The 15,239-nt window shown below is 70.4% G+C and carries 14 protein-coding genes; 9 read left to right on the forward strand and 5 right to left on the reverse strand.

All coding sequences use genetic code 11. The features are described 5' to 3' along the window. Nucleotides 1–217 precede the first annotated feature (217 nt). A complete protein-coding gene (locus ELQ92_RS05085; RefSeq protein WP_128497844.1) occupies nucleotides 218–1,531 on the forward strand; it encodes a hemolysin family protein in 1,314 nt (437 codons plus the stop codon). Further along, nucleotides 1,524–2,573, forward strand: coding sequence for a hemolysin family protein (locus ELQ92_RS05090; protein WP_128497845.1), 1,050 nt, complete (start codon nucleotides 1,524–1,526; stop codon nucleotides 2,571–2,573). Before ELQ92_RS05085 ends, ELQ92_RS05090 begins: the two co-directional genes overlap by 8 nt. A gap of 127 nt (nucleotides 2,574–2,700) precedes the next feature. Here ELQ92_RS05090 and ELQ92_RS05100 read toward each other — a convergent pair whose 3' ends face one another. Next, nucleotides 2,701–3,771 (reverse strand): NADH:flavin oxidoreductase/NADH oxidase, encoded by a 1,071-nt coding sequence (locus ELQ92_RS05100; RefSeq protein ID WP_128497846.1) that lies wholly within the window; start codon nucleotides 3,769–3,771, stop codon nucleotides 2,701–2,703. Nucleotides 3,772–3,854: 83 nt separating this feature from the next. Between ELQ92_RS05100 and ELQ92_RS05105 the strand changes: the two genes are divergently transcribed. From ELQ92_RS05105 to ELQ92_RS05135, 7 genes are all read left to right on the forward strand, one after another. Further along, a complete protein-coding gene (locus ELQ92_RS05105) occupies nucleotides 3,855–4,688 on the forward strand; it encodes an ADP-dependent NAD(P)H-hydrate dehydratase (RefSeq protein WP_128497847.1) in 834 nt (277 codons plus the stop codon). A gap of 126 nt (nucleotides 4,689–4,814) precedes the next feature. Then, nucleotides 4,815–5,270, forward strand: coding sequence for a hypothetical protein (locus tag ELQ92_RS05110; protein ID WP_128497848.1), 456 nt, complete (start codon nucleotides 4,815–4,817; stop codon nucleotides 5,268–5,270). Further along, complete coding sequence (locus ELQ92_RS05115; protein WP_128497849.1) at nucleotides 5,257–6,180, forward strand: FAD:protein FMN transferase; 924 nt, start codon at nucleotides 5,257–5,259, stop codon at nucleotides 6,178–6,180. Before ELQ92_RS05110 ends, ELQ92_RS05115 begins: the two co-directional genes overlap by 14 nt. Then, complete coding sequence (locus tag ELQ92_RS05120; RefSeq protein ID WP_128497850.1) at nucleotides 6,177–7,676, forward strand: oxidoreductase; 1,500 nt, start codon at nucleotides 6,177–6,179, stop codon at nucleotides 7,674–7,676. The genes ELQ92_RS05115 and ELQ92_RS05120 overlap by 4 nt, the downstream gene beginning before the upstream one ends. A gap of 58 nt (nucleotides 7,677–7,734) precedes the next feature. After that, the gene (locus ELQ92_RS05125) at nucleotides 7,735–8,982 is read left to right on the forward strand and encodes a glycosyltransferase 87 family protein (protein WP_128497851.1); all 1,248 of its coding nucleotides are present in this window, start codon (nucleotides 7,735–7,737) and stop codon (nucleotides 8,980–8,982) included. A 33-nt stretch (nucleotides 8,983–9,015) separates the two neighbouring features. Continuing rightward, complete coding sequence (locus ELQ92_RS05130) at nucleotides 9,016–9,324, forward strand: thiamine-binding protein (protein WP_128497852.1); 309 nt, start codon at nucleotides 9,016–9,018, stop codon at nucleotides 9,322–9,324. A gap of 63 nt (nucleotides 9,325–9,387) precedes the next feature. Next, nucleotides 9,388–10,623, forward strand: coding sequence for an MFS transporter (locus tag ELQ92_RS05135; protein WP_128497853.1), 1,236 nt, complete (start codon nucleotides 9,388–9,390; stop codon nucleotides 10,621–10,623). Here the strand turns inward: ELQ92_RS05135 and ELQ92_RS05140 are convergent. The 4 genes from ELQ92_RS05140 to metX all read right to left on the reverse strand — a co-directional run bounded on the left by ELQ92_RS05140 (nucleotide 10,613) and on the right by metX (nucleotide 15,107). Continuing rightward, nucleotides 10,613–11,260 (reverse strand): response regulator, encoded by a 648-nt coding sequence (locus ELQ92_RS05140; protein WP_128497854.1) that lies wholly within the window; start codon nucleotides 11,258–11,260, stop codon nucleotides 10,613–10,615. The two genes, ELQ92_RS05135 and ELQ92_RS05140, sit on opposite strands and share 11 nt — an antisense overlap. A 35-nt stretch (nucleotides 11,261–11,295) precedes the next feature. Continuing rightward, nucleotides 11,296–12,519, reverse strand: coding sequence for a hypothetical protein (locus ELQ92_RS05145; RefSeq protein WP_128497855.1), 1,224 nt, complete (start codon nucleotides 12,517–12,519; stop codon nucleotides 11,296–11,298). Next, nucleotides 12,516–13,742 (reverse strand): sensor histidine kinase, encoded by a 1,227-nt coding sequence (locus tag ELQ92_RS05150; protein WP_128497856.1) that lies wholly within the window; start codon nucleotides 13,740–13,742, stop codon nucleotides 12,516–12,518. The genes ELQ92_RS05145 and ELQ92_RS05150 overlap by 4 nt, the downstream gene beginning before the upstream one ends. Before the next feature lie 159 nt (nucleotides 13,743–13,901). Next, nucleotides 13,902–15,107, reverse strand: coding sequence for a homoserine O-acetyltransferase MetX (gene metX, locus ELQ92_RS05155; RefSeq protein ID WP_128497857.1), 1,206 nt, complete (start codon nucleotides 15,105–15,107; stop codon nucleotides 13,902–13,904). Nucleotides 15,108–15,239 lie beyond the last annotated feature (132 nt).

Raw genomic sequence — 15,239 nt, forward strand, 5'->3', positions numbered from 1 at the left:
GGCAGGGAGGGCGGCGGATATACTGAGGCGACAATGGACGATCCTCCTTCTGCGAATTCCTCCGTCGCCGCTTCTGCGAATTCCTTCGTCTCGGCTTCCGCACATTCTGTCGGCGCAGCCGGCGTCGGTCGCTCCGATTCGGCCGCCACGGCCCCCGAGGAACGCGACGCCCCATCGGAGGACGACAGTCCGAGCCTCCGCGTGACGGAGGCCCCCCATGTATGAGTGGATCATGCTCGCGATCGGGCTGGTCCTGACGATCGGCACCGGCTTCTTCGTTGCGAGCGAGTTCTCGCTCGTCAACCTCGACCGCTCCGACCTCGAAGCGCGACGTGAGCGCGGCGAGTCCCGTCTCGCGATGACGATCGCCGCGCTCAAGATCACATCGACCCACCTCTCGAGTGCACAGCTCGGGATCACCCTCACGACGCTCCTCACCGGATACACCATGGAACCGGCGATCTCGTCGTTGCTCGCCGGCCCGTTCACGGCGATGGGCGTCCCGGAGCCCGTGATCGCGCCCATCGCCACCGTCGTGGCCATCGTCATCGCGACGCTTCTGTCGATGATCGTCGGCGAGCTCGTGCCGAAGAACTTCGCGCTCGCCCTGCCGCTGCACACGGCGAAGCTCGTCATCCCCTTCCAGACCCTGTTCACGACGGTCTTCAAGCCCGCGATCGTGGTGCTCAACGGCAGCGCGAACGCCGTCCTCCGCTCGGTGGGGATCGAGCCGAAGGAGGAACTGTCCGGCGCCCGGACGGCCGAGGAGTTGTCGAGTCTCGTCCGCCGTTCCGCGGGAGCGGGCACTCTCGAGCAGGACACGGCGACGCTCCTCAACCGCACCCTCCTGTTCTCCAGCCACACCGCGTCCGACGTCATGACGCCACGACCGCGTCTCGAGGTCGTCCGGCGCACGGACCCCGCGGCTCTCGTCGTCGAACTCGCGCGCAGCACGGGGTACTCGCGCTTCCCGGTCATGGACGAGGACATCGACGACATCGTCGGACTCGTGCACGTCAAACAGGCCGTTGCCGTTCCGCGCGACCGCCGCGCGGACGTGCCCGTCTCCGCGCTGCAGTTCGACATCCTGCGTGTCCCCGAGACGATGCACCTCGATACCTTGCTCGTGGAACTGCGCGGCCGCGGATACCAGATGGCGGTCGTCGTCGACGAGTACGGCGGAACGGCCGGGGTCGCGACGCTCGAGGACCTCGTTGAGGAGATCGTCGGCGAGGTGTCCGATGAGCACGACCGCACGCGTGCGGGCGTCGTGAGGGGTCGCGACAGCACGGTGTTCCCCGGGAGCCTGCGCCCCGACGAACTGCTCGAGCGCACGGGGCTGAAGGTGCCCGAGGACGGGCCGTTCGAGACGGTCGGAGGATTCATCATGAGCGAGCTCGGGCGCCTGCCCGTCGCGGGCGACGAAGTCGAGATCGACGCTGGTACCCTCCGGGTCGAGCGACTCGACGGGCGCCGGATCGATCGCGTGCGATTCACTGCGCGCCCGGAGGAGGGTGACGACGATGAGTGACTGGGCCGGAATCGCCTGGCTCGTCGTGCTGCTCGCGGCGAACGCCTTCTTCGTCGGCGCGGAGTTCGCCGTCATCTCCGCCCGTCGCTCGCAGATCGAGCCGCGCGCGGAGCAGGGGAGTCGAAGCGCCCGGACGGCGCTCTGGGCGATGGAGCACGCGACGCTCATGCTCGCGACGAGCCAGCTCGGCATCACGGTGTGCTCCTTGCTGATCCTCAACGTGTCCGAACCGGCGATCCACCATCTCCTCGAGTATCCGCTGCACCTCACCGGCTGGTCCGAGGAGGTCATCGGCACCGTCGCGTTCGTGATCGCGCTCCTGCTCGTCTCCTACCTCCACGTCGTCTTCGGCGAGATGGTGCCGAAGAACCTCTCGTTCTCGATCCCGGATCGGGCCGTGCTTCTGCTCGCTCCGCCGCTCGTGATGATCGCGCGCATCTTCAAGCCCATCATCTGGACGCTCAATGCGACGGCGAACGCCGTGCTGCGGTTGTTCCGGGTGGAGCCCAAGGACGAGGCGACGTCGTCGTTCACCCTCGAGGAGGTCGCGACGATCGTGTCGCAATCGACGCGCGAGGGTGTGCTCGACGATTCGTCTGGGGCGCTCGTCGCGGCGTTCGAGTTCACGAGCAAGAAGGTCGGCGACGTCGCGCTCCCGCTCGACGGAATCGTGACCCTTCCGGAGTCGGTGACGGCGGCCGAGCTCGAGCGTGCGGTCGCGAAGCACGGTTTCTCCCGCTACGTCATCGTCGACGGCGACGCCCAGCCCATGGGATACCTGCACTTGAAGGACGTGCTGCGGTTCGAGGCGACGGCGGAGCCCGGAGACGAGGACCAGCCCGTGCCGACGAAGCGCATTCGTCAGCTCGTGTCGATCTTCGAGGAGACCGATCTCGAGGACGCACTCACGATCATGCGGCGCTCCGGCGCGCACCTCGCGCGGGCGTTCGACCGCGAGGGCGCGACGACCGGAGTGCTCTTCCTCGAGGACATCATCGAGGTACTCGTCGGGGAGGTGCAGGACGCGACTCGGCGTCGCTGAGCCGGGAGCGGTCGCGCGGATCAGGCGAACCGCGTGACCGTGACCGTGACCGTGACCTACACCGCCACCGGGGCCGGGGCCGGGGCCGGGGCAGGGACCGGGACCGCGACCTGCACCGCCACCGTGATCAGTCGAAGGGCGCGCGGAGGTATTGCGGGGGCGTGTAGTCGATCGTCGCGCCGAGCTGCGCCGCTGCCCGTAGCACGATGTGTGGATCGCGGAGGAATTCGCGCGCCATCATGATCGCATCCGCGCGGCCCGACCGGACGATCTCCTCGGCGGCTTCGGGGTCCGTGATGAGTCCGACGGCGCTGACGGGGGCGTCGACCGCGTCGCGCACGTGGGTCGCGAAGCGCACCTGGTAGCCGGACTCGGTGGGGATCGAGGCGTGCACGTTCCCGCCGGTCGAGATGTCGAAGAGGTCCGCGCCCGCCTCGGCGGCCCAGCCGGCGACCGTCGCCGTGTCGTCCTCGTTCCAGCCGCCCTCCGTCCAATCGGTCGCGGAGAAACGGACGAAGAGGACCCGCTCGCCGATCGCCGCGCGCACACCGCGGACGACCTCGAGGAGGAGGCGGGCCCGGTTCTCGAGCGAACCGCCGTAGGAGTCTGTGCGCTCGTTGGAGAGCGGCGAGAGGAACTCGTGCAGGAGGTAGCCGTGAGCGGCGTGGACCTCGACGACGTCGAAGCCCGCGTCGACCGAGCGGCGGGCGGCGGCGACGAAGTCGGCGACGACCTTCTCGATGCCGACGGTGTCGAGCTCCCGCGGCGTCGCGTAACCGGGGAACGGGACCGGCGACGGGCCCAAGAGCTCCCACCCGCCCGCTGCCGCCGGGACGGTCCCACGCTCGTGCGCCCACGGTCGGTAGGTCGACGCCTTCCGCCCGGCGTGGGCGAGCTGGATGCCCGCGGCGGCCCCCTGGCCGTGCAGGAACCGGACGATGCGCGCCCAGACCTCCGCGTGCTCGTCCGTCCAGATCCCCGTGTCCTCCGGTGAGATGCGGCCTTCCGGACTCACGGCCGTCGCCTCGGTGAGGACGAGGCCGGCGCCACCCGCGGCGAACTGCCCGAGGTGCACGAGGTGCCAGTCGGTCGGCACGCCGTCCCGCTGCTCGACGGAGTACTGGCACATCGGAGCGACCCAGAGCCGGTTGCGGAGGGTGAGTGAGCGCAGGGTCAGGGGTTCGAAGATGGCGGGCACTGCATTCCTCTGGTTCGTTGATGTGACGTCGCGTCACCCGCGAGGGGGTGCTCCCGCGACCCGAATCAACCTATCGTGAACGGATGATCGAGGAGACGGACTGGACAAACGACGATGCCGTGCGCTGGCTGCGGCGCCCGACGGCTGAGGACGACAAGTACTCCCGCGGCGTGGTCGGGATGGCGACGGGCTCCGAGCGGTACCCGGGGGCCGCGGTGCTGGGCGTCGACGCGGCGGTGCGCGCGGGGGCCGGCATGGTCCGATACGTCGGGCCGGACGCCGTCGCGCACCTCGTGCTCCAGCGCCGACCGGAGGTCGTGCGGGGGATCGGCCGGGTCCAGGCGTGGCTCATCGGATCGGGCGTCGACGGCGAGGAACCGGGGGAGGAGCGCACGGCCGACTTCCGGCACGCGCTCGAGGACGGTGTTCCCGTCGTCATCGATGCCGGCGCGCTCCCGGCCGTCCCCGGCCGAGTCGACGGTCTCGCGGTGCTGACCCCGCACGCGGGCGAGCTCCGGCGGTTGCTCGCTGCTCGGGGGACCGAGGTCGACGCGGACGCGCTCTCGCGCGATCGTGACGGGTGGGCCCGCCGCGCCGCCGCGGACACGGGCGCCGTCGTGCTCCTCAAGGGTTCCCGGACCGTCGTGGCGGAGCCCGGCGGGCGCCTGATCCGGTTGCCCGAGGCGACGCCGTGGCTGTCGACGGCGGGAACGGGGGACGTGCTCGCCGGTGTCCTCGGAGCGGTGATCGCCGGCTCCGCTGGACGCATCGGCTCGACCGTCGAACTCGCGGAGTCCGCCGCCGCCGGTTCCCTCCTCCACGCCCTCGCGGCGGCGAGCGCGTCGGGCGGGGGACCGATCGCGGCGCTCGACGTCGCGGAAGCGCTTCCCACGACGATCGCGCGCTTGCTCTCGTGAACGAGCGTCCCGCTCACAGCCTTCTCACAGCTCTGGGAAAGCCGGAGGCTACCGGTCATCCGTAGCGTCGACGGGAACGAACGCACATCGACGACAACGAACACCCATCGACGACAGGGAGCCATCATGCGCGCACGGACACGACGGAACGCGGGAGCGGCCCTCGCGGGGATCGCGGTGATCGGAGGACTCGCGGCGTGCAGCGCGGACTCGACTGGTGCCGTCGAGGACACCGACACGGGCTCGGCCGCCGAGGGCTCGAGCGCCGCACCGGGTTCGAGCGCGTCGTACGCCGACGGGGAGTACACCGCAGAGGGCGACTACGCGACCCCGGGTGGTCAGGAGTCCGTCACCGTGACCGTCATGCTCGAGGACGGGGCCGTCTCGGCGCTCGAGGTCGAGGGCAGTGGCGGGAGCCCCAACACGCAGCGCTACCAGGGTGAGTTCATCGACAACATCGAGGCCGAGGTCGTCGGGAAGGACATCGACGACCTCGAGGTCTCGAAGGTCGCCGGGTCCTCGCTCACGAGCGGCGGTTTCATGAGTGCGATCGAGACGATCAAGAGCGATGCCGCGAGCTGACCTCCTCGCCGAGGCCTCCCCGGTCGGCTCCGCTGCGCCGCTGGGTGTCCTCACCATCGACGCCATCGGGGTCCCCTGGCGCATCGACACGGACGAGCCCCTCGGCGACATGGCGCGCGACGCGGTCATCGAGCGGATCGCGGTGTTCGACGGAGCATGGTCGCGGTTCCGCGACGACTCGCTCGTCGCGGAGATCGCGCGGAGCGCCGGGGAATGGGCGCTGCCGCCCGAGGGGCCCGCTCTTCTCGCGCTCTATCGGTGCGTGTACGAGCTCACGGGAGGGCGCGTCTCCCCGTTCGTCGGTTCCGCTCTCGAGGGACTCGGCTACGGAGGCGGCCCCGGCGCTCGCCTCGGTCGCTCCACCCCGGATGCCGTCGCCGCGGTGCCGGACTGGGATGCCGTCGCGCGTCTCGACGGTGATGTCCTCTCGACATCGGCTCCCGTTCTCCTCGACGTCGGTGCCGCCGGGAAGGGCCTGCTCGTCGACCTCGTGCTGGGGGTGCTCGGGGATCACGGACTGCACGACGCGACGGTCGACGCTTCCGGTGACCTGCGCGTCTCGGGTCGACGCTCCGAGCGCGTCGCCCTCGAGCACCCGTTCGATCCGCGCCGCGCGATCGGCGTCGTCGAGGTCGTCGACGGTGCTCTCTGCGCGTCCGCGACGAATCGGCGATCGTGGGGTGACGGACTCCACCACGTGATCGACGGTCTCACGGGCCGTCCGGTCGAGTCGGTCGTCGCGACCTGGGCGATCGCTCCGACCGCCGTCGTCGCCGACGCCGCAGCGACGGCCCTCTTCTTCTCCTCGCCCGCCGAGGTCCGCGCAGTGACGGGCGCCCTCGGGGTGCGCATGTTCAGCGACGGCCGGAGCGAGCGGCACCGTGACTTCCCCGGGGAGCTCTTCTCATGATCCGAGCGATCGACGCACGCATCGGGCGCGTGCCCATGTACCGGCTCGTCCTCATCCTCCTCGCCGCGCTCGCGGCGATCGCCGTCGTCCTGTCCGCCGTCGGCGTCCTGTTCTTCACGCCGCTCGAACTGCTCGTGACGGGTGGGATCGCCGTGGGCCTGTCGTGGCTCGTGAACCGGATCGCCGCACCGCTCCTCCGCGTGACGCCTCACGACGAGTCCGCGTTCATCACGGGACTCCTGCTCTTCTTCATCATGAAGCCGGGGACGGAACTCGGCGACCTCGCCGCCGTCGCGGTCGCCGCGACGGTTGCGGCCGTGTCGAAGTACGTGCTCGTGATCCGCGGGCGCCACGTGTTCAACCCCGCGGCGATCGGAGCCTTCGTCGCGACGCTCACGGGGCTCGGCGTGAGCTACTGGTGGGTCGGGAGCGAGTCGCTCTTCTGGTTCGTCCTCGTCGCCGGCGGCGTCGTTGTCTGGCGTGTGCGCAAGGTCGGCATGGCGGTACTCTTCGTCGCGGCCGTGTGCGCCGTCATGATCCCGACGCTGCTCACGAACGGCATGGCGGTCCCGTCCGCCCTCACGACGCCGCTCCTCTCGACGGCCGCCGTCTTCTTCGCGGCCTTCATGCTCACGGAGCCGCTGACACTCGCCCCGCGGCGGTGGCAGCAGCTCGTCGTCGCCGTCGTCACGGGAGTGCTCTTCGCGCTGCCCTACCACGTCGGGCCGGTCTACTCGTCGCCGGAGCTCGCCCTGCTCGTGGGGAATCTGCTCGCCTTCCTCGTCGGCCAGCGCCGCGGTGTCGCGCTCACGACGCGGGAGGCGCGTCGCCTCGGCGGCGACGTGCACGAGCTCGTCTTCGATGCCGCAGCACCCGTGCGTTTCCGTGCCGGGCAGTACGTCGAGTTGCACGTCCCGCATCGGACGGGTGACCGGAAGGGAGTCCGCCGCACCTTCAGCGTCGTGTCGGCGCCGAGCGACGGTCGCGAGGTGCGCGTCGCCTTTCGCGTGCCCGAGCCCGCGAGCTCCGCGAAGCGCGCGCTGCTCGAACTCGTCACGGGAGACACGATCCGTGCGACCGTCGTCGCGGGGGATTTCGTCCTGCCGGAGGACGGCGACCGGAAGCTGGCCCTCGTCGCCGCGGGCATTGGGATCACTCCCTTCGTGAGCCAGATCCGGGAGGAGCGGGCGAGGGGACGGAATCGAGACATCGTGCTCGTCTACGCCGTCTCCGATCCCCGCGACATCGTGTACGCGGATGAATTCGCCGGGATCCGTGTGCTCGTCTCGAGCCGCGTCGAGCCGGACACCGTGCCGGACGGTTGGCGCTGGATCGGACCGGAACGGGTCGACGCGGAGACGGTGCGCCGGGCCGTGCCCGACCTCGCCGAGCGAGACGTCTACGTATCCGGCCCCCCTGCGTTCGTCGACGACCTCCGCCGCCGGCTGCGTCCAACCGCCCGACGCGTCCGCACCGACGCGTTCTCCGGGTACTGACCCGGCCCGTCGAGGGGATGGGGAGGGGCGGCGGGGTCGGACGGGCGCTCCGCCTAGGATGGGTGCCGTGAGGGCTCGCGTCGGACTGTGGATCGCGTTCCTGGTGATCCATGCAGGCCTCGCCTGGTTGTGCCTCGCCGCCCCCGGCCTCCCGCTCGGCGACGTCACACTCGTCTACCGGCCCTGGTCGATCCAGCTCGCCTCGGGATCCCCCGTCGTCGGGATCGACCTCGATTGGGTCTACCCGCTGCTCGCGCACGTCCCCATGCAACTCGCGCTCGTCGCGGGCGAATCGGTCTACGCGGAGGCGTGGCTCGTGCTCATGACGGTGCTCGACGCCGTCGCCTTCGCGATCCTCGTCGGTGACGGGTCGAGTCGCCGCCGGGGCGGTGCCGCGTGGTGGTGGCTCGCGTTCATCGCCCTCCTCGGCCCCATTTCGCTCGGCCGCATCGACTCGGTCACGGTGCCGCTCGCGGTCGTCGCGGTCCTCATCGTGATGCGGCGCCCGACGGCGGCGTCGATCCTCCTCGCCGTCGCGACGTGGATGAAGGTGTGGCCGGCGGCGATCCTCGTCGCCGCTGTGCTCGCCCTACGGTCGCGCTGGCGCGTGGTCGTCGCATCCGCCGTGTTCTCGTTCGGCGTCGTCTTCCTCGCGTTCGCGCTCGGTGGCTCGGCGCACGTCTTCAGCTTTCTCGGGGAGCAGTCCGGTCGTGGGCTCCAGCTCGAGGCGCCCGTGAGCCTGTTCTATGTGTGGCAGACGGCGATGGGCGTCGAGAGCGCATCGATCTACTACGACCAGGCGATTCTGACGTATCAGGTCGCCGGTTCCGGGATCGACGTCGTGATCGCCCTCATGACGCCGCTGCTCGTCGTCGTGGTCCTCGCCGTCGCGCTGCTCGGTGCTGCGGCCGTCCGCGCGGGCGCGTCGACGATCCGGGTGCTTCCGTCGCTGTCCCTTGCGCTCGTGCTCGTGCTCATCGCGGTCAACAAGGTGGGGTCGCCGCAGTACCTGACGTGGCTCATCGCTCCCGTCGTGTTGGGCCTCGCCTGGCAGGGGCGCCGCTTTCTCGTTCCCGCCGCGCTCGCGCTCGGGCTCGGGGCGCTCACGCACGTCGTCTATCCGTACCTGTATTGGATGCTGCTCTGGGCGTGGCCGCCCATGGTCGTCGTTCTCACGGTGCGGAACGTCGGGTACCTCGTCCTCCTCGGCTGGTGCGTCGTCGAACTCGTGAGGGCGCGGCGCGCAGCGCCCACTCGACGGCCACCGGCGGTCGTGCGCGACGAACTCGCCGCGCACCATCCCTGACCGACCCATCCTCTCCACCGAAAGGACACCATCATGCTCGTCGCCTTCTCCGTCGCTCCCTCCGGCGGCTCGAACTCCACCGATTCCGTGCACGACGCCGTCGCCGCGGCCGTCACCGTGGTCCGTGAGTCGGGGCTGCCGAACCGGACGACGTCGATGTTCACCGAGATCGAGGGTCCCGATTGGGACACCGTCATGGATGTCGTGAAGCGCGCGACCGAGGCCGTCGCCCCGTTCGGTTCGCGCGTCTCCCTCGTTCTCAAGGCGGACATCCGGCCCGGCTACTCGGGAGAGCTCGACGCGAAGCTCGAGCGACTCGAGAAGGCCATCGACGAGGGCTGACCCGCGGCCGCTCCGCCGTTCGAATCGATTCGAGCGGCGCCCCTCCGGCCGTACACTGGGACGATGCCCTCCGTGACCCACGGGCCGACGACGACGTCCTCGGCCCGCATTCGTCTTGCCCTGCTCGCGCTCGCCGTCGGCGGTTTCGGCATCGGCACGACGGAGTTCGCCGCGATGGGGCTGCTTCCGCAGATCGCCACCGACCTGTTCCCGGCGCTCGCGGTCAGCGATCCGGAACGCGCCAACGCGCACGCGGGCCTCCTGATCTCGGCCTATGCGCTCGGGGTCGTGGTGGGCGCTCCCACGATCAACGCCGTCATCGCCCGGTTCCGTCGCGACCGGGTGCTCGTCGTCCTCGCGGTCGCGTTCACGGTCACGAACCTCGCGGCAGCCCTCGCGCCGACGTTCGAGCTCATCCTGCTCTTCCGCTTCCTCGCCGGCATCCCGCACGGTGCGTACTTCGGCATCGCGGCCCTCGTCGCCGCGCAGCTCATGGGTCCCGGGAAGCGGGCGCGGGGCGTCGCGCTCGCCATGGCGGGGCTCACGATCGCGAACGTCATCGGTGTCCCCCTCGCGACCCTCGTCGGGCAGGCGTTCGGGTGGCGCGTCGCCTTCGTGCTCGTCGCCGCGGTCTTCGCGCTCGCGACGGTCTCGGTGTGGGTGGCGGTGCCGCGCGTCGACGGGTCTCCCGGGCAGACGATGCGGCGCGAACTCACCGTGTTCCGGAACGGTCGCGTCTGGTTCGCCCTCCTCACCGGGTGCATCGTGCTCGGCGGGCTCTTCGCCGTCTACACGTACCTCTCGCCGATCACGACCGAGCTCACCGGGCTCCCGGCCGGCGCCGTCCCGTGGGTGCTCGCGACCGTCGGTCTCGGGATGACCGTCGGGAACCTCGTCGGGGGTCGCCTCGCCGACTGGAGCGTCATGCGCAGCCTCTTCGGCTTCGCCCTGCTCATGCTCGTCGCTCTCGGCGGCTTCGCGCTCACGGCGCAGTGGCCGGTGACGCTGTTCCTGTTCACCTTCGCGATCGGGTTCGCCGCGCAAGGCCTCGGCCCGACGATCCAGACGCGCCTCATGGACGTCGCGGGCGACAGCCAGGCGATCGCCGCGGGCCTCATCCACTCCGCGCTCAACGTCGGCAACGCGCTCGGCGCGTACTTCGGCGGTGTCGCGATCGCGGCCGCCCTCGGCTACTCGTCTCCCGCCGTCGTCGGCATGGGACTGACCGTCGTCGGCATCCTCATCGCCGCTCTCGGCTACACGCTCGAGCGACGCGGGGTGCTGCGCTCTACTCGATGATGATGCCGTCGAGGATCGCGCGCTTGCGCAGCGCGACCTTCGTGCCGACGTCGAATCCGCTCGAACGGTACTTCTCGCGGATGCGCTTGAGGTAGGACTTGGCCGTCTCCTCGGAGATGCTCAGCTCGTAGGCGACCGACTTCACCGGTTCGCCCGCTGCGTAGAGCGCCATGACGCGTCGCTCCTGCGCGCTGAGCTTCGGCGCATCGTTGGGCTCCGAGTTGAGCGCGAGGTCGAGTTCGTCGGAGACGAACATCTGCCCACGGTGCGCGGCGCGGATCGCCTGCACGATCATCGAGGCGTCCTCGCTCTTCACGAGGTAGCCGTGGGCGCCGGCGGCGAGGGCTTCGCGTACGAACTTCGGGTCGGAGTAGGTGCTCATGAGCACCGTCTTCACGCCCGTGGTCTTGAGCGTCGATATCTTGAGGACGACGGGGATGTTGTCCTTGAGGTCGAGGTCGAGGAGCACGACGTCGACGGGGAATTCGGGGTGTGTGAGCAACTCCGGCCAGGTCGCGACCGCCGCGACCATGCTGATGTCATCCGCGGCTCCGCGGATCCATTCCGTGAGTGCCCCGAGCAACATCTTGTGGTCGTCGACGATGGCCAGGCGGATGTTGCCGGTGTGGATGCTCATACGATCTCCCTGAACTCTTCCCTGGATTCTACTGTTCAGCGCGGCTGGTCACTCGCAAGCGGGACCTCGGTCTCGATGTCGACGCGCAGTCCGAGCGGCGTCGCCGTATCGGTGTAGCGACCGACACGGCGCAGCGCCGCCCACGTGATCGCCTCCACGCGCGAGCGGCTGATGCCGTCGACATCGAGCGCGATGAGGACGCGGCGCGAGTCCGAGCGCGGCTGGTCGCGGCGCTCGACGAAGCTCACGCGAGCCGTCGCGGGCATGCGGGCGGCGCTCGACATGAGCATCCACAGGCCGGAGAGGAGACCGTCCCGCTGCAGCTGGTCGAGCCGCGCCGAGAGGCCGTTCGGGTCGTCGATCGTCACATGGTCGCTCAGGAACTCCGACTCGCTGACCGCGTGCGAGAGCCACGTGTCCTGGTGGCCGGCGACCAGGTGACGGCGGAGTTCGGTCGCGAGGGCGCTCGCCTGGTCCGCGCGTTCCGGACTCAGCGGCAGCGGCTCACGTCCGGACGCGACGTCGTCGAAGAGTTCCTCCACCTCGTGATCGAGTTCGGCGAGTTCCGCGCTCCCGAGCATGCCGGCCGTGAGCACGACCGGGGCGCTGATCGCGCTCTGCGTGAGCACTCGGTCGAGGGCGAGGAGGATGTGACGGCGGTACTCTCCGAGGATCGACGCCGCGAGCAGCGGCGGCACGATCGCGAGCACGAGCAGCAGGAGGAGCGGTCCGAGCTGGTCGTGCCCGGGACCGGGCACGAGGACGCCGAGGAGGAGTCCCACCCCGAGGATGGTCGAGGCCATGACGATCTCCCGGGCGGGTCGGAGCGACGAGGCGCCGAGCAGCACGGCCCCCACGGCGATCGCCGACGTCGGGTACACGCCGTCGTCCACGACCTGCCAGACCGCGGCGAAATCGAGGACCGCGGCGACGGTGAGGCTCAGGACCATCGACCAGAACAGCACGGTCGAGAAGATGAAGCCGGCCGCCCGCAACGCGACCACCACGAGCACGACGGTCACGAGGAGGATCGCCCAGGACGCGATGTTGAGCATGAGCCGGGGGAAATCCTCGACGTGGTCGAGGAACCGCCAGAGGGCGTGCAGGAAGAGGAGACCACCGGCGAGACCGAGGCCGACGCCGAGTTGCGACGTATTGAGGGTGAGGAGCGACGTCTCGCGCAGTCCCGCCCGCCGTACGCGATCGGTCTGCCACTCGAGACCGGCCGAGGGGTCCGGTCCGCCCGCGTAGCCGCTCATTTCGGGACCTCGAGCACGACCGTCGTTCCGGCCCCCGGCGCCGAGAACACCCGGACGGTGCCTCCGATGTCCTGGACGCGCGCGATGACCGACTGCTGGAAGCCGAGACTCGACCGCCCGACGGCGTCGGGGTCGAATCCGGCACCCGCGTCGGTCACGACGCCCCGGACGACCGTGCCGTCGTCGCTCAGGGTCACGTGGGCCTCGTCGACGCCGGCGTGGCGTCGGACGTTCTCGACGCACTCGGTGAGGGCGAGGATGAAGGCCTCGAGCCGCGCATGCTCGAGTCCGAGCTGGCCGGAGCCGTGCCACGCGACGTCGAGGCCGGAACTCGCGAACCGGGCCTTCACGGCCTCGAGCGTTCCGTTCAGTTGGAGCTCCGCCGTGTGGGTGAGGGTGTACGCGCCGGAGGAGCGCGGCGCGGGGCTCTCGCCTTCCCGGAGGCGGCGGAGCAGGTCGCGATCCGAGACGGCCTGGTCGCGCATGGCCGCCTCGTCGACACCGCGTCCGCCGTGCGCGAGGAGGGTCAACGTCGCGAGCGCGGTGTCGTGCAGGAGCCGCGCGTCTCGATGGCGCTGCGCTTCCGCCTCGCTCGCGCGCCGCTCGATGAGGTAGGTGTAGCCGATGCTCGAGATCCGCCGCATCACCCGCGGACTCGCTCGCGTGAGCCACAGCCCGAAGACGGTCGTCACGGCCCAGCCGAGGCCGACGAGCACGGGGGCGGAGAGCGCGGGCTCCTCACCGAGGTCCGCCTCGAGCAGCGTCGTGATCGTCGCGGTCGTGATGACTCCGTAGGCGAGCAGGATCACTTGCGCCCACGTGGAGGACAGGACGGCGCCGATGCAGCCGACACCCCATCCGGCGATCATCACAAGGGCGGCGGACGCCGAGGCGTTCGGGGTCGGACCCGTCGCGATGCCGACCGTGGCGAGGCAGACGATGCCCGCCGCGTAGACCGCGACGACCGCGAGGCCGTGCGGGTGGCGGGCGAGGAGCACGTGCGTCACCGCGAGCAGCGCGAGCGAGGCGATGCTCCAGAGGTACTCGGGGAGCGATGCAGCACCCGGGATGCTGAGGGCGATCGCCGCGCCGAGGACACCGCTGAAACCGAAGGTGCGCGCCATGCGGTACGCGAGGTGGCTCTGCTGGATGGAGAAGCGGTCGACGGATTCGAACTGCCGCCGCGCAGGATCGGAGGCGTCGGTGCCGCGCCACACGCTCATGCCGACCCTTCCTGGTACTCCCCGTCGGCCGTGCCCCCATGACCGTGCGCCAAGTTTACGGGGCACGTGTGAGGCCGTCACGCCCGCGACACGCGTGGGTGATGGCGACGGGACCGCCGACCCGGTCGTGCTGCGGTCGTGGGCTGTCGTCGTGGTCGCTCAGGCCGCGAAGATGCGGTCGAGGTGACGGGAGAGGACGTCGAACTCGATGAGGAACCCGTCGTGCCCGAACTCCGAGGAGATGACGGTCGGCTCGTCCCCGTCGATGTTGGTGGGGATCCCGGCCGCGATCCGGCGCTGACCCTCGACGGGGAAGAGCCGGTCCGAGTCGATGCCGACGATGAGCGCCCGCGCGGTGACGCGAGCGAGCGCCTCCTCGACGGACCCGCGGCCACGACCGATGTCGTGGGAGTTCATGGCTTCGACGAGGGTGATGTAGCTGTTCGCGTCGAAGCGGCGGGTGAACTTGTTGCCGTGGAAGTCGAGGTAGGAGGAGATCGCGAAGCGACCGCCGTCCGCGAGGGGGTCGATCCCCGACTGCCAGCGGCGGCCGAAGCGGTCGTTGAGCTCCGTCGGGCTGCGGTACTGCAGGAGCGCCATGCGGCGGGCGAGGGCGAGCCCGCGGTGGGGGCCGCCGCCGTCACCGGCGTCGTAGTAGCGCCCGCCGTTCCATGCCGGGTCCATCCGAACGGCCTCGAGTTGCACGGAGTTGAGTGCGATCTGGTCCGCCGTCGTGACCGGCGGCGACGCGAGGATCGCGACGCGCTCGACGCGTTCCGGCCGCCCGACGGCCCATTCGAGCGCGTGCATGCCGCCCATCGAGCCTCCGATGACAGCCGCCCAGGAGTCGATCCCGAGGGAGTCGGCGAGCAGCGCTTGCGCCGTGACCTGGTCGCGCACGCTCACCGAGGGGAAGCGCGCCCCCCATTCGCGGCCGTCGGGGGCGAAGGACGCGGGGCCCGTCGATCCCTGGCACCCCCCGAGCATGTTGGGGACGACGACGAACCAACGGTCCGTGTCGACGGCGAGTCCGGGGCCCACGATGCGCTCCCACCAGCCGGCGGTGGGTTGACCGGGGCCGGCGTCACCGCGCGCGTGGGAGTCGCCCGTGAGTGCGTGGGTGATGAGCACGGCGTTGTCGCGGGCGGGGGAGAGCTCTCCCCAGGTTTCGAAGGCGAGTCGGACGTGGGGGAGATGACCGCCGAACTCGAGATCGAGCGGACCGAGATTCGCGAAGCGTCGGTTCGCTGGCGGGTCGCCGTCCCGCCAGGCGCCCGTCGCGGGTGGGCGACCGAGAAGGCTCTGCAGGTCGGCGTCGGTCACGATGCGCGACGGGATCGTGTCCTCGGGGGTCTGCCAGTCCATCCCCCCATCCTCCCCGACCCCGCGAACCCTCCCGTCTTTTGTTACACCCCCTCACCCATCCGTGAGGTGTCACCTCCGGTCGCTCTGGCGGTGCTCAGAGCGACGAAAGGTGACACCTCACGGGTCTGGAGG

Source organism: Labedella populi (genome assembly GCF_004078655.1).
Classification (GTDB): domain Bacteria; phylum Actinomycetota; class Actinomycetes; order Actinomycetales; family Microbacteriaceae; genus Labedella; species Labedella populi.

Bases quoted from the DNA above. Each gene is read 5' to 3' on its own strand.
- ELQ92_RS05085 (WP_128497844.1), top strand. From the start codon at position 218: ATGTATGAGTGGATCATGCTCGCGATCGGGCTGGTCCTGACGATCGGC.
- ELQ92_RS05090 (WP_128497845.1), top strand. From the start codon at position 1,524: ATGAGTGACTGGGCCGGAATCGCCTGGCTCGTCGTGCTGCTCGCGGCG.
- ELQ92_RS05105 (WP_128497847.1), top strand. From the start codon at position 3,855: ATGATCGAGGAGACGGACTGGACAAACGACGATGCCGTGCGCTGGCTG.
- ELQ92_RS05110 (WP_128497848.1), top strand. From the start codon at position 4,815: ATGCGCGCACGGACACGACGGAACGCGGGAGCGGCCCTCGCGGGGATC.
- ELQ92_RS05115 (WP_128497849.1), top strand. From the start codon at position 5,257: ATGCCGCGAGCTGACCTCCTCGCCGAGGCCTCCCCGGTCGGCTCCGCT.
- ELQ92_RS05120 (WP_128497850.1), top strand. From the start codon at position 6,177: ATGATCCGAGCGATCGACGCACGCATCGGGCGCGTGCCCATGTACCGG.
- ELQ92_RS05125 (WP_128497851.1), top strand. From the start codon at position 7,735: ATGGGTGCCGTGAGGGCTCGCGTCGGACTGTGGATCGCGTTCCTGGTG.
- ELQ92_RS05130 (WP_128497852.1), top strand. From the start codon at position 9,016: ATGCTCGTCGCCTTCTCCGTCGCTCCCTCCGGCGGCTCGAACTCCACC.
- ELQ92_RS05135 (WP_128497853.1), top strand. From the start codon at position 9,388: ATGCCCTCCGTGACCCACGGGCCGACGACGACGTCCTCGGCCCGCATT.
- ELQ92_RS05140 (WP_128497854.1), bottom strand. From the start codon at position 11,260: ATGAGCATCCACACCGGCAACATCCGCCTGGCCATCGTCGACGACCAC.
- ELQ92_RS05145 (WP_128497855.1), bottom strand. From the start codon at position 12,519: ATGAGCGGCTACGCGGGCGGACCGGACCCCTCGGCCGGTCTCGAGTGG.
- ELQ92_RS05150 (WP_128497856.1), bottom strand. From the start codon at position 13,742: ATGAGCGTGTGGCGCGGCACCGACGCCTCCGATCCTGCGCGGCGGCAG.
- metX (WP_128497857.1), bottom strand. From the start codon at position 15,107: ATGGACTGGCAGACCCCCGAGGACACGATCCCGTCGCGCATCGTGACC.